This is a genomic window from Deltaproteobacteria bacterium (assembly GCA_016933965.1).
In the GTDB taxonomy this organism is placed as follows: Bacteria; Desulfobacterota; Syntrophia; order Syntrophales; family UBA2210; genus JAFGTS01.
Genome location: JAFGTS010000021.1, coordinates 18,924 through 38,610, shown reverse-complemented (window position 1 = coordinate 38,610; position 19,687 = coordinate 18,924). Strand labels below are relative to the sequence as shown.

At 57.2% G+C, this 19,687-nt stretch carries 21 protein-coding genes; 6 read left to right on the top strand and 15 right to left on the bottom strand.

Annotation, left to right across the window (positions count from 1 at the left end; all coding sequences use genetic code 11):
- Positions 1-4: 4 nt before the first annotated feature.
- The 3 genes from JXO48_04615 to JXO48_04605 all read right to left on the bottom strand — a co-directional run bounded on the left by JXO48_04615 (position 5) and on the right by JXO48_04605 (position 3,793).
- On the bottom strand, positions 5-1,321 hold the full coding sequence (locus JXO48_04615; GenBank protein MBN2283155.1) for a phenylacetate--CoA ligase: 1,317 nt from the start codon (positions 1,319-1,321) through the stop codon (positions 5-7).
- Positions 1,322-1,359: 38 nt separating this feature from the next.
- Positions 1,360-3,159 (bottom strand): AMP-binding protein, encoded by a 1,800-nt coding sequence (locus tag JXO48_04610; protein MBN2283154.1) that lies wholly within the window; start codon positions 3,157-3,159, stop codon positions 1,360-1,362.
- A gap of 199 nt (positions 3,160-3,358) precedes the next feature.
- A complete protein-coding gene (locus tag JXO48_04605) occupies positions 3,359-3,793 on the bottom strand; it encodes a universal stress protein (protein MBN2283153.1) in 435 nt (144 codons plus the stop codon).
- A gap of 301 nt (positions 3,794-4,094) precedes the next feature.
- On the opposite strand from JXO48_04605, the gene JXO48_04600 reads away from it, so the two are divergent.
- The 4 genes from JXO48_04600 (at position 4,095) to JXO48_04585 (ending at position 7,846) form a co-directional block, all read left to right on the top strand.
- Positions 4,095-4,637 carry a hypothetical protein gene (locus JXO48_04600; GenBank protein ID MBN2283152.1) on the top strand — a complete coding sequence of 181 codons (543 nt, stop codon included), beginning with the start codon at positions 4,095-4,097 and terminating at the stop codon, positions 4,635-4,637.
- Between the two features lie 210 nt (positions 4,638-4,847).
- A complete protein-coding gene (gene xni / locus JXO48_04595) occupies positions 4,848-5,708 on the top strand; it encodes a flap endonuclease Xni (protein MBN2283151.1) in 861 nt (286 codons plus the stop codon).
- The gene (locus JXO48_04590; GenBank protein MBN2283150.1) at positions 5,705-7,372 is read left to right on the top strand and encodes a hypothetical protein; all 1,668 of its coding nucleotides are present in this window, start codon (positions 5,705-5,707) and stop codon (positions 7,370-7,372) included. The genes xni and JXO48_04590 overlap by 4 nt, the downstream gene beginning before the upstream one ends.
- Before the next feature lie 180 nt (positions 7,373-7,552).
- Positions 7,553-7,846 carry a hypothetical protein gene (locus JXO48_04585; protein ID MBN2283149.1) on the top strand — a complete coding sequence of 98 codons (294 nt, stop codon included), beginning with the start codon at positions 7,553-7,555 and terminating at the stop codon, positions 7,844-7,846.
- Positions 7,847-7,852: 6 nt separating this feature from the next.
- Here the strand turns inward: JXO48_04585 and JXO48_04580 are convergent, their stop codons facing one another.
- From JXO48_04580 to JXO48_04560, 5 genes are all read right to left on the bottom strand, one after another.
- Complete coding sequence (locus JXO48_04580; GenBank protein MBN2283148.1) at positions 7,853-8,281, bottom strand: hypothetical protein; 429 nt, start codon at positions 8,279-8,281, stop codon at positions 7,853-7,855.
- Between the two features lie 2 nt (positions 8,282-8,283).
- On the bottom strand, positions 8,284-9,441 hold the full coding sequence (locus JXO48_04575; protein ID MBN2283147.1) for an iron-containing alcohol dehydrogenase: 1,158 nt from the start codon (positions 9,439-9,441) through the stop codon (positions 8,284-8,286).
- A 12-nt stretch (positions 9,442-9,453) separates the two neighbouring features.
- Positions 9,454-9,876, bottom strand: coding sequence for an SCP2 sterol-binding domain-containing protein (locus JXO48_04570; GenBank protein ID MBN2283146.1), 423 nt, complete (start codon positions 9,874-9,876; stop codon positions 9,454-9,456).
- A 3-nt stretch (positions 9,877-9,879) separates the two neighbouring features.
- Positions 9,880-11,751, bottom strand: a complete 1,872-nt coding sequence (locus tag JXO48_04565) for an aldehyde ferredoxin oxidoreductase family protein (protein MBN2283145.1) — start codon at positions 11,749-11,751, stop codon at positions 9,880-9,882.
- A gap of 463 nt (positions 11,752-12,214) precedes the next feature.
- Positions 12,215-12,403, bottom strand: coding sequence for a hypothetical protein (locus JXO48_04560; GenBank protein ID MBN2283144.1), 189 nt, complete (start codon positions 12,401-12,403; stop codon positions 12,215-12,217).
- Positions 12,404-13,077: 674 nt separating this feature from the next.
- On the opposite strand from JXO48_04560, the gene JXO48_04555 reads away from it, so the two are divergent.
- Positions 13,078-13,728 (top strand): lytic transglycosylase domain-containing protein, encoded by a 651-nt coding sequence (locus JXO48_04555; protein ID MBN2283143.1) that lies wholly within the window; start codon positions 13,078-13,080, stop codon positions 13,726-13,728.
- 70 nt (positions 13,729-13,798) lie between these two features.
- Here JXO48_04555 and JXO48_04550 read toward each other — a convergent pair whose 3' ends face one another.
- The 3 genes from JXO48_04550 to JXO48_04540 are packed head-to-tail and all read right to left on the bottom strand — an operon-like array spanning position 13,799 to position 16,394.
- Positions 13,799-14,695: an amino acid ABC transporter permease gene (locus tag JXO48_04550; protein MBN2283142.1), complete on the bottom strand. Its 897-nt coding sequence runs from the start codon at positions 14,693-14,695 to the stop codon at positions 13,799-13,801.
- 27 nt (positions 14,696-14,722) lie between these two features.
- Complete coding sequence (locus tag JXO48_04545) at positions 14,723-15,556, bottom strand: transporter substrate-binding domain-containing protein (GenBank protein ID MBN2283141.1); 834 nt, start codon at positions 15,554-15,556, stop codon at positions 14,723-14,725.
- Positions 15,557-15,581: 25 nt separating this feature from the next.
- Positions 15,582-16,394 carry an amino acid ABC transporter permease gene (locus tag JXO48_04540; GenBank protein MBN2283140.1) on the bottom strand — a complete coding sequence of 271 codons (813 nt, stop codon included), beginning with the start codon at positions 16,392-16,394 and terminating at the stop codon, positions 15,582-15,584.
- A 399-nt stretch (positions 16,395-16,793) separates the two neighbouring features.
- On the opposite strand from JXO48_04540, the gene JXO48_04535 reads away from it, so the two are divergent.
- Positions 16,794-17,021 (top strand): cation transporter, encoded by a 228-nt coding sequence (locus JXO48_04535; protein MBN2283139.1) that lies wholly within the window; start codon positions 16,794-16,796, stop codon positions 17,019-17,021.
- A gap of 9 nt (positions 17,022-17,030) precedes the next feature.
- On the opposite strand, the gene JXO48_04530 is transcribed toward JXO48_04535, so the two are convergent.
- From JXO48_04530 to JXO48_04515, 4 genes are all read right to left on the bottom strand, one after another.
- Complete coding sequence (locus JXO48_04530) at positions 17,031-17,816, bottom strand: glycerophosphodiester phosphodiesterase (protein MBN2283138.1); 786 nt, start codon at positions 17,814-17,816, stop codon at positions 17,031-17,033.
- Between the two features lies 1 nt (position 17,817).
- A complete protein-coding gene (locus JXO48_04525; protein MBN2283137.1) occupies positions 17,818-18,135 on the bottom strand; it encodes a hypothetical protein in 318 nt (105 codons plus the stop codon).
- A 64-nt stretch (positions 18,136-18,199) separates the two neighbouring features.
- A complete protein-coding gene (locus tag JXO48_04520) occupies positions 18,200-19,018 on the bottom strand; it encodes an enoyl-CoA hydratase/isomerase family protein (protein ID MBN2283136.1) in 819 nt (272 codons plus the stop codon).
- Between the two features lie 32 nt (positions 19,019-19,050).
- Positions 19,051-19,614 carry a nitroreductase family protein gene (locus JXO48_04515; GenBank protein ID MBN2283135.1) on the bottom strand — a complete coding sequence of 188 codons (564 nt, stop codon included), beginning with the start codon at positions 19,612-19,614 and terminating at the stop codon, positions 19,051-19,053.
- Positions 19,615-19,687 lie beyond the last annotated feature (73 nt).

The following is a 19,687-nucleotide window of genomic DNA, read 5'->3' as shown; positions in this document are numbered from 1 at the left end:
CCTCCTATGAGTGGTTGAACACGTTGGTGCGTTTGTCGATGACCCGTTCCGCCTTTCCTTCGTATCGCTGGAGACTTTTCGGACCCACCAGTTTCACCGCTGCTGTAACACCTAAATAATCCTTGATATCTTTGGATATGCGTCGTTCAAGCTGCTGAAGGGACCGGACCTCGTCGGAAAAGAGGGCTTCCCCGACCTCCACCTGTATTTCGAGGGTGTCGAGCTTGTCCTGCCGGTCAACTATGAGCTGATAATGCGGTTCCAGCCCTTCGATACCCAGAAGCACGCTTTCGATCTGCGAGGGAAAGACATTGACGCCGCGTATCACCAGCATGTCGTCGCTTCGCCCCGAGATACGGGCCATCCTGAGCATCGTCCTGCCGCACCGGCAGGGCTCATGGATAAGCCGGGAGAGGTCCCGTGTGCGGTACCGGACCAGCGGAAAGGCCTCTTTCGTGAGCGTCGTGAAGACCAGTTCCCCCTCTTCGCCGTAGGGAAGGGTTTCCCCGGTCACGGGATCGACACACTCGACGATGAAATGATCTTCAAAGATGTGCATGCCGTTCCGCCCTTCCGCGCACTCCATGGCGACGCCGGGCCCGATGATCTCGGACAGGCCGTAAATATTGAGCGCCAGGATCTCCAGCCGGTTCTCTATTTCCCGGCGCATCTTTTCGCTCCAGGGTTCGGCGCCGAGAACGCCGACCCTGAGGTTGAGGGACTTCATGTCGAGCCCCATTTCCTCACCCTGCTCGGCAAGGTAAAGGGCGTAGGAGGGGGTGCAGCAGATCGCCGTCGGCCCGAAATCCTGAAGGATCAGTAGCTGTTTTTTGGTGCTGCCTCCCGACATGGGGATAACGCTCGCACCGAGAAGCTCCGCGCCGTAGTGGGCCCCGAGGCCGCCTGTAAAGAGCCCGTAGCCGTAAGCATTGTGTATGATGTCGTTCTTTGTCAGGCCCGCGGCCACGAAGGAGCGTGCCATGAGCCGGGACCAGGTCTCTATGTCCCGCTGGGTGTAACCCACCACGGTCGGTTTGCCCGTCGTCCCCGACGAGGCATGGAGACGGACCACGTTGCTCATCGGTACCGCGAACATGCCGAAGGGGTAGTTGTCTTTCAGGTCCTGTTTCGTGGTAAAGGGCAGTTTCCTGATATCTTCAAGGGTTTCGATGTTATCGGGGGTCACGCCGGCATTGTCGAAGGCCTTGCGGTAAAATCCGACCGTGTGATAGACGCGCTCGACGACGTTTTTCAGGCGTTTGAGCTGAAGAGCTTCAAGGGCTTCCCGGGGGAGGGTTTCAAATTCTTCATTGTAGATCATGATCCGTGCTCCTTCCGTTGCGTTTTCCTCACATCTTTCTACCCTTTGTATTGAGAATCGATCACCGGCTGGTACTTGGTCACCACGGCACGCCGTTTCAACTTCAGCGTCTGGGTGAGCATGCCGTTCTCGAGCGTGAAATTGTCCGTTATGTAGACGAATTTCTTCGGTATCTCGTACCCGCCGTACTTCCCACTGAGGGATTTCATGATCTCAGAGGATATCATGTCCGTTATCTGCCGATTCCTGATCATTTCCTCCGGATCGGTGGGCAGGCCATTCTTCTCGGCGTATTTTCTCAGTACCACAAAATCCGGGACGATAAGGCAGATATTATAGGGCTTGTTCTCTCCAAAGACCATGGCATTTTCCACGTATGTAACGAGCCGGATATCTTCTTCCAGCGAAGCGGGGAAGACGAACTTGCCATTCTCGAGCTTGTATTGCTCCTTGATCCGACCCGTTATGTAAAGGAACCCGTCCTTGTCGAGGCGGCCCCGGTCGCCTGTCCTGACGCCGCCGTCTTCGGTCATGACCTCCCGGGTCTGCTCCGGTTTGTTGTGATAGCCCTTCATGACATTTGGGCCGTAGGCAATGATCTCTCCGTCCGTCGCGCCTTCTTCAACGACCGATGGATCGATGACGACCGTTACCTTTTCGATCGCTTTTCCCACGCTGCCGATGCGGTAATCATCGGAACGGTTCATGGTGATCGCCGGTGACGTCTCGGTCATGCCGTAACAATCGTAGATGGGAATGCCGATATCGAAAAAGAAGTGAGAAATATCCACGTTCATGGCGGCGCTCGCCGTCATGACCCCTTCCAGCCTGCCGCCGAGCCGGTCGCGGATCTTTTTGAAGACGATCTTGTCGGCGATGCCGAACTTCAGGTTCGTCATGAAGTCGGATGCTCCCTTTTCAGCGAGCTCACGCTTTTTCCTGGCGCTTTCCACCCCCATGACAAATAATTTTTTTGCCAGGCCGCCTTCTTCGTTCATCCGCGTCCAGAGGCCGTCATAGATCTTGTTGAATACCCGGGGTACGGCCACGAGCCACACGGGTTTGATGGTGGCGATATCAGCGGCCAGTGTGGCCACACTTTCCATGATGCCGATCGAGCCGCCGAGATAGATGATCGTGTAGAATTCCGCTGTCTGAGCGTAGGAATGCGCCCAGGGCAGGATGGAGAGGACCCGTCCGCCGTCGAAATTGTTGATCTCGTGATAGCTCTTGCGGCCGGCGTGGGAATTGCTGGTCATGTTGCCGTGCGACAGCAGGACACCCTTCGGGTCGCCCGTTGTTCCCGAGGTGTATATGAGAACGGCGATATCTTCGGGATCGGGATGCACGGCCGGGACGGGATTTTTTTCTCCGATCTTCTCCAGCGCGGCCATGCTGTCGTCGCCGTCACCCTCTATGAGGTACATATGTTCCAGTGTCGGTATGTCCCTGAGGAAGTATTTCACTCTCTCGTAGATCTCGGGCTTTGAAACGAGAAGCACCTTTATGGCGGCATCGGTGACGATGTATTTCCATATCTGTTCCAGTTCCGCTTCATACATGGGAATGAAACGCGCGTTGAGCCCGAAGACGGCAAAGGCGGTGATGCCCCATTCCGTCCTGTTGTTGGCGATGATACCCACTGCATCACCTTTTTTGATTCCCAGCGATGCGAGGCCTCCCCGAAGATTGTCCACCCTCCGGCCGACCTCACGGTAGGTGACCCATTCATACACTCCAGCCTTGTTTTTCGTCCCGAAGAGCGGCCGGTCGGGGAACCGCTTCACGCTTCCTTCAAGAAACTCGACGAGATTGTCCGGTTTTTCAAGCTGATACATTTTTTCCTCCATGGCAGATACTATTTATACAGAAGGTCTCAAAGGGCTGCACAACACCCGTGACCTCCGTTCGCTTGTTACTCTGATTGAAACGAACACAAATGCGACAGAAACACAGAAAATGACAATACGAGAAGCCGAATACGCTTATTGATGAGCGCTTATAATATGTCTTGTCGCAAGAGGCAATGAAATTTTGTTACCTTTTAACCACAAGGACCGGTTTCTTTGCCTTGCGTATCACCTTTTCCGAAACCGATCCCATCAGCATCTCTTCGATATTGCTCACGCCGTGTGAGCCGATGACCATGGCGGTCACTTTTTCTTCTTCCTCCACCCTGAGTATTTTCGAAAAGGGGACCCCCGTTTCGATACGGACCTTGACCTCGATCCCTATCTGTTCCAGCTCATTCTTCATGGATTCCACGTCGCCGTAAATTTCCTTGATTATGTCCTTTTCCAGTTCGGCCATCTCTTTCGTGGGGTGCCACGAAACGGCCTCGAAGAATCTGCTGTCGATCACATGAAGAATGACCACTTTCCTGGTGCCGGCCCCCTTGAGTTGCTTGATGGATTCAAAGGCTTTTTTCGACACATCGGAAAAATCAGTGGGGAACAGTATTTTTTCAAACATTGAGACCCTCCTTTGGGTGCGGAACCGGTTACCCCGCCGGTCCGTGTTCATGAAAGTGAAACAGGTTGCTATTGTAAACTGTCAGGAAATATTGTCAATACTCCTTGTCATGCCGGCAGGGTAGCAAAGACGGCAGGGGAAGGCAACGTGATTCGTGATTCCCCCCCTGACCATCTCCCCAAAATCAGGAATTCCCCCCTCCAGAATCAGGGTTCTCCCGATGGCGGTTGTTTCAAAAAAGGATAAAGTGCAACCATAGACGTATGGTGTGCCGTGAGGGCACACAGGGAGGTGTCATGACATGGAACGATTCAAGACATTACAAAAAGCCCGGGGGTTCGAGGGCGTTCTGAACCTCAACCAGGGCTACCGGTCTCGGGAAATGAGCAATATCTATAATCACTTTTTCCCTTCCATCAAGGCGGGGCTTTCGTGGCTGGCCGAAACATGCGGGGAACAGAGCGGCATCACCGTGGAGGTCAGGGGCGGCTGCAGGACCCTGGAGACGGGTAAGGATATCAACTATCTCCTGTTCGACTTCGTCAGGGAGATGCTGTCGTACATCTATGAACGGGGCGATACGCGAAACATCCTGATCTCCCTTGCCCGTCATGGAAAGGACGTGGAGATCAGCGTCCAGGATGACGGCAGGGGATTTGATGTGTCGAACCGGGACTCTCTCATGGCCTGCTCAACGACCTACCATCTGCTGGACCTGCATGACCAAATCAGAAGGGTCGGCGGTCGCATGGGGCTCGAATCAGAGCCCGGCGTGGGGACCCGCGTCACCGTCGTTGTTCCTCCCTACGCGGCGGAGAACGGTACCGCCGGACTGGTCATGTAATGGAAAACCCTGACCCGGCTCACGTACGACAGAGCCTGATATGCCTCTAATACGGTTGCCCCGGCACGGGCGGGTCTCCATGCCCGTGCCGGAATACATACCCCTGTCATTATTCCGGCAATGAAACATATTCACGCCGGTGAATAGACCTTCCAATTTTCCCGCCCTTGTCCTATCATACTGAAAATTATATTTCCCCGGTACGTGAGTATGGACATCACATTCCTGCTGGTTGACGGGTTGAACCTTATCCGGCGCGTCTACGCGGCGCAGCCCGCGGAAGAGGGGCCGGATAAGGCAGAAAGCGCCCTGACCGCAGCCGTGCAGTCCCTTGAACGGGCGCTCAGGGAGTGCCGGCCGACCCATGCCGTCTGCGTGTTCGACAGTGATGAGCGGAGCTGGCGTCATGACGTGTATCCGCGGTATAAGGAGGGCCGTGAGCCCATGCCGGGAGCGCTGCGGGCGAACCTCCGGCTCTTTGAGATCGCCTTTGAGGAGCACGGCGTGTCCTGCCTGCGATTTCCGGCCATCGAGGCCGATGATATCATCGCCACCCTTGCAGTGAAAACGGCACGGCACGACAACCGGGTCGTCATCCTGTCCACGGACCGCATGTTCATGCAGTTGCTCTCGGAGCGCATCGTCCTGAGGGACCATTTCAACAAGCGGACCCTGGACCATGAGCATGTTCGGGAAAAATATGGTGTTACCCCTGAACAGTTCGTTGATCTCATTGCGTTGACCGGCGATTCGACGAATGCGATCCCCGGCGTCCCCTCCGTGGGCCCGAAGACGGCGGCACGCCTCCTCAATGAGATCGGCCCGCTCGAAGATATACTGGCCGTTGCCCATACCGTTCCCGGGAAAACGGGTGAGATGCTTCATGCCCACGCTGAAGACGCCCGGATCTCAAGGGAACTCGCGAGACTGAGGACCGATCTCGATCTGGGCGTGAACCTCAGGGTTTTTCGCTGGGACGCCGGTCTTAAGAAAGATGAAAGAACCGGTGGCGGAGTGGACAGTGCGCGGGAAGGGACCGATACGGATGGTGGTGAAGGGAGGAGCGAATGAAAAGGCGTCCCCGTTTTTTTCTTGGTATGGCCTGTGTGGTTCTTCTTGGCATTTTCGGTATGACCGGTGCCTTCGGGGATGATGCGTCCGATCAGGAAAGGGAAAAGGATTATATGAAAGTCAGAAAATATGTGTCGAAACACCGGGCCGGCCGCTGTGTCCTCGCGCCGGAGGGTGAGTTCATAACGGTTTTTCATCCCACCGTCGCCGGATGGGTCACCGAAACCCTTGACCGGAGGCTGATCGGGGAAATTCAGGAAAGGCTGGCGCCGGCCCTGGATATTCAACTGACACCGCGGGGGTTCGCACGGGCGGCCGACCCTTCCGCAGGCGGTGCCGCCGGCGAGATAGGGTATGACGCGGTCTGGGTTCGTGACGCGGCCTGGGTCTATTTCGCGCTCCGGGAGGAGCCGCGACGCAGGGCTGATGCACGGAAACTCCTGATTGCTCTCTGGGACTACTATGCGACGAAACAGCAGGTCGGCCGGTTTGACGATATCATCAGCCATCCGGAACATGCCGCTGACAAGATGAAGGTCCCCCATATCCGGTTCAACGGAAATTCACCGTCCCTTGCCGATGTATACATCGATGGGAAACCACAGGCCTGGAACCACCGGCAGAACGACGCCCACGGGATATTCCTGATCGCCCTGGCGGACGCCGTCACCGTGGGCCTGGTGACCGCCGATGACCTGACCCCCGGGCGGTTCGCTCCGCTGGTCCGATTCCCAGCCTATTTCGACGCCATTGGTTTCGATACCTTCGAAGACGCCGGGGCCTGGGAGGAGATCGACCGCCGGAACACCTCCAGTATCGGCCTGGTGACCCGCTCCCTCCAGTTATGGAAGGTCCTGGTCGTTTCCGGTGACACCGGCGGCGAGGCCGGGGCGTTTCGGGAACGATTTCATGCGTACCTCCGGGATGCCGTTGATCCGCTGCGGGGTTCCTGGCGGGAAGACCGTCTGGAGGCGTTGATAGAGAGAGGCGTAAAACGGGTGAAACGCCAGCTCGCCCTGGGAGGGGAGTCTCCCGATTATGATCCCTGCGATGTGCGATTCCGGCGGGCCGATGCCTATCTGGTGACGCTCATCGTCCCGTCCCCCCTGGAAGGCCTTGCCGAGGGGGACCTGCGGCAGGTCCTTGCCATCATCGAAACACTGAAGAGGCCGGCGGGGACCATCCGGTACGTGAACGACAGCTATCAATCGGGGAATTACTGGATCAAGCCACAGAAGAAGGCCGGGAAGAAGGCGGGGGTCACGGAAACGGGTGATGCCTCATCGCAGGACCTCTTTCTCGCACGATTTAAGGACTTCATGCCCGGTACCGAGGCCCAGTGGTTCTTCGACAGTCTCCTGGTCCTGGCCCGCCTCCATCTCGCCGCCGTTACGGAAGATCCGGTCCGGAAAAAGGAGGATCTGTATCTGGCCGCGATCCATCTGAAGCGGGCCCTGGGACAGCTGACCGGCACGGGCGCCGGCGGAGAACCCCTGATTGCCGCCGATGGACGGGCGGTGCCGCCGCTCCTGCCGCCGGAGAGCATCAATACCGTTGAGATCAATGGACGGCGGTACCTGCTCCCGTCGCCGATCGTTCCCCTGAACTGGGCAAAGGCGGCCCTGTCCATGGCGCTCAGCCGTTATGAAAAAGCGATCCCGTAATATATTGCGGGAATCAGCGGTATGTGAGATGGTACTCCTGTTCCTGAAACAGTTCTCATGCCGAGGAGGGATCCCATGAAGAAGCGGTTCGTTGTTGCGGTGTGGATTGTATGTGTTTCTCTTTTCTTCGCTCTCCCTGTTCCCCTCTGCCCGGAGGCCGGTGCCGCCTGAGCCCGGAACATGCTGACCGTGTATGTCGGCACCGGGGGATGGGTGGAAGTTGACGGGGAGCCGCTGCCGGAGGACGGCACCGTCTATTATGCAGATGTCGTCCTGGAGGCGATCCCCGATGAGGGATATACGTTCACTTACTGGAACGATTCAAAGTACGGGGGGCAGCGCGTCGAAACCAACCCGTGGGCGGTCGAGGTGGACTGCACGCGGACCGTCACGGCCGTCTTTGATTCCGGCGGCGGCGATCATCACGATGATGATTCATCGAGTGGCTGCTTTATTTCTTCACTGCCGTTCTGACCGTTCTCAGCGGACGGACATGACCCGGGAGATCAGTATCAGGCTCGGGAAGTGGAACAGCATTCCCCGGACCTTCAGCCGTCCGCTCAGCATGCATTTCAGGACCCGCATCCCTGTGTCGTCGAAGTAGTAGGGCATGCCCCACCTGATCGTGAGGTTTGAGAGGTCCATGATGGTGTCGGCCTCGGCCGTTATGACGAGGCCGGGATCGCCTGCGATGCCCCCGTGGATCGTCAGGGTCCCCTTCGAAAAGGAGAGGGTCAGTTCCACATCGGCGTCGGAAATGATGATCCCCACTGATATCGAGAGCTTTATGAAATCCTTCACCTTGTGGGGGTTCTGCTCAAGGTTCTGGGCCAGAAGGTCCTTGAGCATCACCGCGAGACCGACATCTTCGGCCCCCTTCGCCAGCTCTATCCTGATGCTGTCAGCCATGTTCAGTAGGCCTTTCTGAATACATCGAGAACCTCGCTGGATTCAAATACCATCCGCGGGTTATACACGATCGAACCGTCGCTCATGGCCAGTTCGGCCGCCTTTCCCAGATCACCCTCTTCAACACCGGCGTCTCTCAGTTTTCGCGGAAGACGAACGCGGTCCTGGAGCGATTCGATCGCCGCGATGCCCATTTCCCCCGCTTCATGAGGGTCCATGCCGTGGGTGGCGATACCGAGCGCGGCGGTGATATCGGCCGTCCGTGCCGGTATTTCATCAAGGTTGAACCGCATGACATGGGGGAGAATGATGCCGTTGGCCAGGCCGTGGGGGACCCCGCGGATCGCGCCGATCGAGTGGGCCATGGCGTGCACCAGCCCCAGAAGGGCGTTCGAAAAGGCCCAGCCGCCCAAAAGCGCCGCCACCTGCATCTGTCCCCGTGCCGTGAGGTCGGAACCGTCGGCCACGGCCTGCGGCAGGTTCTCCGCGATGAGCCTGACGGCGTGCAGCGCGACCGCGTCCGAAATGGGATTCCTGCTGTTGGACGTATAGCTTTCGATCGCGTGGGTCAGCGCGTCCATCCCCGTGGAAGCCGTCAGGTGAGGGGGCAGCTTTTCCGTCATTTTCGGGTCCAGTATCGCCACCCGGGGGGTGATGTGATACTCGTAGATGATGATCTTCTGTCCCTGTTCCTTGTCGAGCACGACGGCGGCCGACGTTACCTCGGAACCGGTCCCCGATGTGGTGGGGATCACGATGTTCGGGATCTGGGGCCGGGTGAGCATCTGCATCCCCTGAAAATCACGCAGGCTCCCTCCTTCTCTCATGAGGATGCACATCCCCTTTCCGGTATCGATGACGCTGCCCCCGCCGAGGCTGACGATGACATCGGCGCCCGTTGACGTGCCGTACCGGGCTCCCTCATCGACCACCTCCATTCCCGTGTCCTGGGGCACGTCCGAAAAGACCCCCACCAGGCTGTCACCGAGGATATCCTTCACCTGGTCGACCATGCCGGTGGCGATAATGCCCGGGTCGGTGACGAGAAGCACTTTCGAGCCCAGGGTGCCGACTTCCATGGGGAGTTCCGATACCGAACCCGCGCCGAACACCACCTTTGTCGGGGCAAAATAGATGAAGCTGAGGTCCTGCTCGTACATGAGGGCCACCTCCTAATCGTCGGGAAACTGGCTGTCAAGAGCGATGAGACATTTGATGGTTTCCTGGACACCCTTCACGTATTTCACCACGTAGGGGAGATTGCCCTTCAGCTTGAGCTTGCCCTGCATCATCGCCTTGACGGCATCCAGTTCACCCTTGGCGACCTGTTTCCAGCGGATATATTCACCGGAAATGACGAACTTACAGTTTTCGGCGGTCTCCTTGTCGGCCATCCGAACATCGAGGACCTGGCCGTCATAAAAATTCACGTACATGTACTGCGGTTCGGGCACACTTGCCTTGGGATCGGCCGATATGACGCATCCGATATCCCCTTCCCACCCCTTGTTAAAAACGGCAAAATCCTTGCTCTCACGGATTTTGTCTGCCCAGGCGTTGCACCACTCGTCGCTGAAAACTTTCAAACGTTCCATTGATCACCCTCCTTGCCGGTATAGTCGTTGTTTTACATATCCCAGACCCGATGAGTCCAGTGTCTCCACGGTCGGATAGCCGTTGTCATTGAGTCCGCGTATCAAATAATATTCCCTCTTCATCAACTCCATGTCGGGAATGATCCCCTGGGAGGCGCCTTCGGAAAGCGGGGTCATGACCCGCTTCGGGAGCCGGTCGTCCGTCGCGGTGATGCCGTAGAGATTGTTGATCGCCCGCTTCAGGAGCCATGCGCGTTTTCCCGCTTCCATGAAGCCGGAAAGGCTGTAATCAAAGCCGGTCACCGCGTTGAGACCATCGACGAGGTCGGCGAGCGTCATGCACCAGTGGACGAAATGACAGATGCAGACGGCATTGGCCATCTGTCCGATGTTCTCGCTGATGTAAACGACCTCCGCTTTTCCCGTGCTGTCGGGGCCGGGGTAGTCGTCCTTGAGGCCCACCTCGTTCCAGGAGACCATGCCCTGTTCGGTCGCCTGCGCGGAATGCTGGAGATGACAGGCACCGCGGTTCGAGTTCATGTATGCGAGGCCCATGCCGTGGAACCCCCGGGGGTCGTGCATGGGAAGCTCCAGCCCTTTCACCTCCACCAGGCAGTCCAGGGCTTCACCGCCGATACTCCGGGCCAGCGCCCGGCTTCCTCCGGCTGCTCGGTCACCGAACCCTTCGCGGCGGGCGATCTTCCCGATGAGCTCGATGGCGGCGTCGATGTTTCCCCAGGTAAGGTCGAGGCCGTCAAGGTCCTGACGGGAAAGAAGTCCTTTTTCATACACTTCCATGATGAAGGCGATCGTAGCGCCGCAGGAAATGGTGTCGAGGCCGAGCCGATTGCACAGGTCGTTGGCCTTGGCGATGGCGTTGAGATTGTCGTTCATGATCATTGTCCCGAAGGTGCCCAGTGTCTCGTATTCCGGGCCCGGTCCCTCGGGGATGCCGTAAACGGGGTCGTCGACCTCCACGACGGGCTTGCAGGCGATGGGACAGGCGGCGCAGGCGGCGCGTTTTTTGACGAGCTGCGAGGCGAGCGCCGTTCCTCCCACGGCGAAACCCAGGGCGTAATCCTCACCGACGGACCAGTTCTTGATGGGGACGTCGCCGGTGGTCATGCCGAGCTCCATGGCCGCCGCCGTACCCAGCTCATGGAAGGTCTGGGACATGAGGGAGTCCTTTATGTGTTCCATGGCCGCCGCCCGGGCCGTCCGGTAGGCTTCCGTGTCGGCGACCGGCACGGAACCGCTTCCCCGGACCGCGACGGCCTTGAGGTTCTTGCTTCCCATGAGGGCGCCCATGCCGGTCCGGCCGATATAATGAGCCTTGTCATTGCAGATGTTGGCCATATTGACCACGTTTTCACCGGCCCGCCCGATGGCGATGACCCTCAACGGTCTTCCCTCACCGCCCTTTCCACCAATTCGATCGATCGTCTCGTAGGTGTCCGCTCCCCACAGCTCACCGGCATCCTGAATGGACACCTCCTCATTATCGATCCGGATGAAACAGGGTCGGGACGATTTCCCGCGGATTATGATCCCGTCGTATCCGGCCCTCTTGAGTTCCAAGCCGAAGAAACCGCCCGATGCCGATTCGCTCCAGATCCCCGTCAGGGGTGAGCGACCGCAGATGACAAAGCGTGACGTGCCGGGAAAATTGGTGCCCACCAGGGGGCCCGCCATGATCAGGAGAGGGCTGTCCGGTTCGAGAGGGCCTGTCTCCGGATCGAACATGTCGTAAAAGATGCGGGCCGCCAGGGCGCTTCCCCCCACATACTGCCTGAAATAATCCGGGTCAATACTTCTGGTCTCGATGTTCCCCGTGCCAAGATCCAACTCGAGAAATTTGTTGAAATTACCCCCCATCGGATTCCCCCTTTGATCACCTGCGGCATGCTTCACTGTCCCGACCCCATGCTCCTCGGAGAAAACTGTCTTCCGCGACGGATATGGTTCGGGACTTAATTTTATATGCTTAAAATGAATTTGACTATGGTCATATTTACTGGTAAACACATCCGCTGTCAACAGATAAATCGATATTCACCCCCGTTCTTCCCTGCCGGTCGATCCCCCGGTAATATCAGATCGCTATTGTCGCCGTATCGGTGGATACACGAATATGTTCGAAAAGAATAAGAATATATGAAATGCCTGTTGCACCGGAAATGATCCTGACGGATATGTGAGTTCCCCGGCATGATATGAGAACATGCTGTCTTCATGCCGAAGACGTATCATGACAACAGGCCGCCGCATGATGTTTTTTGGATATCGTTTCGGGATACGTCACGAACGGTCTTTTCACCGTGACGATCCGTTCCGCTTCCTATTCTTCCTTCTTCTGACTCTGCTTGTAGAAGCTTATGAGGAATTCTTCTTCCATCGGAGAAAGGTTGAATTCTCTCGATGCCCGTTCGATGAGCTGTGATAGGGTAACACCTTCATCTTCAATTCTGCTGGAGATCCACTTCACCGCCTGCCGCATCTTTTCACCCTTGGGCTGCACAACCGACATCTCTCTTCCACTCCTTTCCGGACATTCTGATGCTTTCCGGACCCTGGATCGGGGAAGCGGTCCTCATTCCCCGGGACCGGTGCATGTCGCTAATAATACGCAAGCCTCAAAAAATAGCAAGTGTAAATCGGGAGTCGGGGTGCCTGATTGCCTGGTAATACAGAAATCCCCCTTTGACAAAGGGGGATCAAGGGGGATTTTACATACGAAAATCCCTCCCGGCCTCCCTTTACGAAAGGGAGGAGAAAAACCATTGAACCTCATGAGACCGTTCCCTGATTAACTTATTTCTTGCTTTATCTCCTATGGGTAATTACCTTATATTATAATTCCGGTCCCGATCATGAGGTACGGACGGGGAGAATTTCGACAAGGAGAACAAAGGATGATGGATTTTCTTATCCCCCTGGCGATAATCGCTGTGTGGTTTTTTCTCCAGATTTACGCCCTTCCGAAGATGGGCGTATCGACCTGAATGAGGCCGGCCTGCCGGGACGCAGGCAAGGAAAAACACCGCCGGAACACCGGTAACGGACCGGTTCAGTGCGGAAAGGACTGACTTTTTTTGCTTGACAAAGGAAAATTATTGATTTAAAGGCTCCGGCTCTGAACACAGAAAGGTTATGAATGCTCTCTGAGGAGGCTTGCCCCTCCTCTTTCAGGGAGGTCAGAAAATGGAAGAAGAGACGTCAACGCAGAGCCCGGCGTTGGAAACGACCTGCTGGATTGCTTTTATTATCGGAATCATTGCTCTCATTCTCATTCCCGCTCTATTCAACAGTTTTTCCGAAAATCCTACCGTTGTTGAAGAAACGGGTGTCTATCAGTTCAATGTCCGGGAACCCCTGGAAGCGCATGATATCAGACCGGTCAGCGAAGACCAGGTTATTGACCGGGACCCCTCACCGGAAGGCTTCAGATTGCGGCCCCTGGTAGAGAGGGCCGCCGACCGCTATGATATTGACCCGGCCCTGGTGATGGCTATCATCATGGCGGAGTCCAATTGCGATCCCCGGGCAGAATCCAGCCGGGGGGCCCGAGGATTGATGCAGTTGATGCCGGGCACGGCAAAGGCGCTCGGTGTGGAAGATTCCTTCGACCCCGCTCACAATATTGATGGCGGTGTACGGTATTTCAGGCAGCTCCTTGATCAGTTCGACGGCGACGTCAGGCTGGCCCTTGCCGCGTATAACGCGGGAAGCAGAAAGGTCAGGATGTATCAGGGAGTTCCGCCTTTCTCGGCAACCCACCGATATATCGAAAAGGTCTTCGCTTTCTACGAGCAGTACAAGGAACGTTTCTCTCCGGAAAGCACGCGGGCCTGACAAAAGAAAAAACGTCAACAGTACCTGTCTGAGATCACTTCTTTTAGGCTTACCTCCGCATGCGTACTTTCTACACGGTTGCCATCGTTTCCTCGATCTGAAAGGCTATCTCAAGCCGACGCATGACAAGCGAGCAGGCAAAGGTAAGAATGAAATACATGAGGGTTATGGTGAGCCATACCTCGAACGTCCGGTAGGTGGCAGCCATCAGTTCCAGTCCCTGAAAGGTCAGTTCCTGGATCGATACGACTGAGACGATGGCGGAGTCCTTTATGGTGGATATGAGTTGTCCAGCCACGGGAGGAAGAACTCTCCGCGTCGCCTGTGGAAGTATAACGAAGCGCATCTGTTGACGCCAGGTCAAGCCCGAAGAAGCCGATGCCTCCCACTGGCCCCTTTCGATGGATTCGATGCCAGCCCTGATAATTTCCGTCATGTAGGCCCCTTCGTACAGAACCAGCGTTATCACGGCTGAAAAAAAGGCGGAACACTGTCCCGGCGGAGCGCAGAAGAAGGACAGGAATGACTGGGCCGCCGGGGAGAGGGACCGCATATAATCCTCGACCCCCAGGACCGTCATGATCTGATCGCTGAAGAAGAAGTAAAAAATGAATATGAGCACCAGCGGAGGGGTGTTGCGGATCATTTCCACATAGGTACGGGCGATCATCCGATAGAAGAGGCGTGAACTGATCCGGGCCAGTCCCATGACGGTGCCGACGATGAGGGACAGGAGGGTCGACCAGATACTCAGCTTGACGGTCATGATGAATCCCTGCATCAGGAGGTTCGTCACCCAGCGCTCCTGCTGCGGATCATACCGGAAGAGATACTGGGGGATCACCGACCAGTTCCATTTATAGTGAACGACCGCCGTGGTCCGGTAGCCGATGAAGGCGATGATACCGAGAATGCCCCCGATGATGAGGAGATCGAGAAGGGTTATGGGTATTTTTTTCTTTGACATGCTCAGCCTTCCCGGCGATCGTTCCCTTTACTGTATCTGTTTTTCCCACTCCTTTGTTTCAAACCAGTAGCGCTTTCGCTCCTGGAGCCACCCTTCGGCTTCCACGACCCGTATCCAGTTGTTCAGATAATTGAGAGTGTCCACGTCGCTCTTCCTGATCGCGAATCCGATGGGTTCCCGGGTGAAGGTCCCCTCAATGGGAACAAATAATTTTTCTGGATACATGATCGCCTGGAACGCCGGCAGCGGCGCCGATGCCACCATGGCATGCACCCGACCGTTCAGGGTTTCCTGCACCGCCTGTGACTCATCGTCAAAGAGCCGCAGGTTCGCCTTGGGCATGTTTTTTTTGGCGGCCGCGGCGGCTGTTGTCCCGATCCTGGCAGCTATCGAGACATTGGGGCGATTAAAGTCCTCCAGGGACGTGAACCCCCCGGCGAGGTCCCTGTTCGCCAGGATCGACATGCCGGTGTAATCGTAGGGTATCGAAAAATTGACCTTCAGGTTGCGGTCCGGCCTGATTCCCATGCCGCCGATGATGACGTCGAACTTGCCGGTCAGGAGGGCGGGGATAATGCCTGACCATTTGGTCGGTACAAATTCGACCTTGACCCCCATATCCTCGGCGAGGCGCGTGGCCACATCGATCTCGAAGCCGATCAGCTTTCCCATTTTGTCCTTCATGGCCCAGGGCACAAAGGTGGACATGCCGACCTTGAGGACCCCCCGTCGCATGACCTTCTCAAGGGTGCTCTCCCCGGCAAGCTCCTGCCGGACACTCTCCGCGTACCCGCCAGTGCAGAGAACAAGCACCAGCAGGATTGCCAGAAAAACTCCCGCAAGGTATGAACGATGTTTCATGATTGTTCCTCCTTTTTGATCACTGTCATTCCAGGTGTACCCAATCCTCCAGCATATGGACCAGGAATGAAAGGCTGACGGTTATGACCAGATAGATCGCCGCGACGGTGAACCAGATTTCAAAGGTCAGAAATGTTTCGGCGATTACGGCCTGCCCCTGCATGGTTAGATCGTATATGGCAATGGTGCTCACCAGGGCGGAATCCTTGATAAGGGATATCGCCTGGCTTGTCAGCGGGGGCAGCACCCGTCGCACCGCCTGGGGAAGTATCACGTACCGGTACGTCTGCCACGTGCTCAGACCGAGACTGTACGACGCCTCCCACTGACCCCTGCTGACGGAAAGAACGCCGGAGCGGATGATCTCCGATATGTAGGAGCCTTCGAAAAGGCTGAGAGCGAGGACCGCCGCGGTGAAAGCGCTCATATCCACCACGGGGGCGATGACGAAATAGATGAAAAAGAGCTGAATGAGAAGAGGGGTGTTTCGAATAAGCTCAAGATATCCCCGGGCGGCGGCTATGGCGGCAAAGGAGCGTGAAAGACGCAGCAGAGCCGTTACGAGACCGATGGTGAATGCCATCACCATGCCCACCGCCGTTATCCTGACCGTCACCCACAATCCCTGTAACAGGGGACCCGCCCTGAATCCGCCGTCATCGATGAGGCCGATGTACCGGGGGACCCGGTACCACTGCCAGTTATAGCCGAGACGTTCCGTTCCCACCGTGAGGCCCCAGACTATGACGAGGACCACGGCCGCAAAGGCGGCGATGTCGAGGGTCGTGCGGAGGTGAAGTGCTGTTCCTGCGGACCTGTGAACATTGTTCCGAATCATGCGTTATTATTACCTATAGCGTTGTTTTATTTCCACTTATTTTACTATCTTCAATGAATACAAGTGGGTAGCAGGACATTGCACCGGGATGGCGGGGAAGTCCCCGCCTTCTCCGCCCGCGAGCGGGGGATCCGGTCGGTTGCGAGATCTCCGCTCCTTGTCATGGGGTGTCCCGCTCAAACAGGAATGATGCGGAAAAATTATATTGATTCTTGCCCGGAATTCCATTACATTCCCCCGCACAGGCACCACATATGGAGGAAACCGGCAATGACGAAACGAACACTGTTTTTTTTCTGTATCTTCCTGGTCCTTCTCTCCGCCGGCGCCGCCGCGGCGGTTGAAACGTCGGAGACCCTGTCGGTCCAGGGGTGCTGGACCTGATCGGGGAAGTCCAGGATAAGTTCTATCCTGAACAATCATGAAGGTGTTATCGGTTACAAGGCCGATTACAAAACACGAACGGTTACCATCACGTACGATGATGAGAAGACGGCCCTTGGTCCCATAATCGAAAAGCTCAGGAATGCCCGGTTCACCGTGGAAAAGCTCCCACCGGAAGAAGAAGCGCTCCCCGCGGGTGAGGCTGCTCCGCCCACGGAGGAGCCGTCCACGAAAACCCAGTAACCCCCGGCGTCAGCCATTCTGCAGTGGGTGGCGGATACCTGCCGACAGTTCCCGGAACAATCGGGGATCATTGGCGAAAAAACCGTCGGTATCCCACGAGAGCAGGCGTTTCATCGTCGTTGCCGTATTCCTCTTTCCCGTCGACCAGGGGAATACCAGTATCCCCTCGCCGTGCAACAGTCCTATTTTCTCTTCGTCAAGGTGTTTCTGGTCCGGATTGTATGACAGGGCGCCGACGGCGCGCACCTTCTTCACAATGTCATTCACGGGTTCGGAAATGTCGCTGAGGACCGAGACCGCTATGGCGCCGTCCAGTGTCCTGAGGCGTTCGAGCAGGGTGAACTTGAAGCTGGAGAGGATCACGGAACGGGAGATGCCCACTTTCCGCATGGTGGCGAGGAGCATCGGGAGCAGGCCGTCCGGCACCTTCCCGTCTGCTTTTATCTCTATGTTGATGGGCAGCGTTTTCCCGACGGCCTCGAAGACCTCCTCCAGGGTTGGGACCCTGACCCCCCTGAACCGGCTTCCTTTCCAACTGCCGGCGTCGAGTTTCCGAAGCCGGGCGAGGGTGAGGTCCGAAACGCGTCCCGTTCCGTCCGTGGTCCGGTCCACCGTCCGGTCGTGGATCACCACGAGGTGTCCGTCGGCCGTCATGGTCACGTCGAGCTCGATCATGTCCGCACCGGCCGCGACGGCCGCCGTGAAAGCGGGAATGGTATTTTCCGGAAAATGGGCCGAATCACCCCGGTGAGCGATGACCAGGGGGAGCGATCTTCCCAGCACCTGTTGTTCCATGTTACGCCGACCCGCCGCGGACGTTCCCGAAGTGCCAGGCCAGGCCGATCCCCGTGACAAGCATGCCGACGGCGACCATCAGGACATCGCCGTTCAGGCCGCCGGCGAATTCACCGACGCCGTACAGGAGAAAATAGCCGATAACGAAGTTCGCCATACCCCAGAGGACGTTGACGATCGGTGATGATTCACCCACGGCCGGTGGTGAGGCGAAGGGGCTCTGAAACTTTTTTCCCGAGATGCCGTTGACGAAATGCGGAACTCCGTTGGCCAGAAAAGCGCCTGCAATGATACGGATCGGATACAGATACCATTCCATGGGACTCCCTCCTTGTTTCATTTGTGCGGGCTCTCACCGTTACCGGCCCCGATGTACCCGGTGATCACCGGTCCGGATCGGGAAACCGCGCGTCCTTCTTCGACAGGAATGCCTCAATGCCGTGATAACACTCCCCCGAGGCGATCAGGGTCACAGCCTCTTCCGTTTCAAGATCAAGGGCGTCTTCAATAGGCAGGTCCGGTGTTCTCCTGATCACCCGCAGGGCGTGCCGCACGGCACGGGGGCCCTGTTTCGCGATGACCTGCCCCAGTTCCAGCGCTTCCTCGCGGGCCATGCCGGGGCCGCTGATCCGGTTGATGATACCAAGTCGCAGTGCTTCTTCGGCGCCGACCCGCCGCGCCGAGAGAACGAGGTCCGCCGCGACGGCGGGGCCGGCCACCCGGGTGAGGGCCACGCCACCGCCCCAGTCTGGCATCAGGCCGAGCCGGACCTCGGAAAAACTGATCACCGTCGTCGGATCGGCGATCCGGATGTCGCAGCGAAGGGCGAGTTCCGCCCCTCCTCCGAAGGCGATCCCGTTCAGGGCGGCGATGACGGGCACCGGCAGGAACACCAGGCCGTCAACGGCCGTCCGTATCCGCCGGATCATCCGTTCCACCGGGGCCCGCTCGTGATTCAGGACCGCCTCGATGAGCCCCGAGATCTGGGGATTATCGGGGTTGACATCGAACCCGGCGCAGAAGGCCCTGTCACCCGCGCCGGTCACCACGACGGCCCGGGGCAGGTCTCCTTTCAGATCGCTGACGACCCTTTCAAGTTCGTCCCACATGTGCTCGTTGAAGCTGTTCATCCTGTCCGGGCGGTTGAAGGTGACGACCGCCACCTGCCCGCGGCGTTCCAGTTCGATGCCTTCAATTGTCATGGCGGGCGTTCCCCCCTGTCCGACACATCCGGTTACCCGGTGAAATACGGTGTTCCGAAGACATCGCGGTGAACGATATCTTTCAGCTCCTTGCGCGCAGGTTCCTTTTTCGCTCCAGTGGCGGGCTTCCCCAGTGGAATGACGGCGACGACCTCGTGACCTTCAGGCAGAGCGACGATCTTCCGGCACGCCTCGTGGTCCAGGAGTCCCACCACGACCGTTCCAAGACCCCGTTCGTGCGCTCTGAGACAGAGGTTCTGAACGGCCATGCCCAGGTCGAACATGAACCAGGTGGAAAATTTTGTTGCGTCCCGGTTGCCCTTCGATCCCGAAACACCGGTGCGGGCACAGGCGACGATCAGGGCTGAAGCCGTCGCGGAACATTGTGTCGCCGGATTCCCCGGTGAGTAGGTGCCGGTGACATCGGCGATCACGCGGGGGTCCCTGACCACGATAAATTCCCAGGACTGGGTGTTCCCCCACGAAGGTGCCCACCGGGCGGCATCGAGAATATCTCTGATCTCCTCGTCCGTCACGACATGATCCGTAAATTCCCGCACGCTTCTCCGGTCGAATATCGCTTGTGTGAGTTCCATGATACATCTCCATTCTCAAAACATCGATAGGGATATATGCATAATGGATGAATAGGGGTTTTTGTCAAGTCCA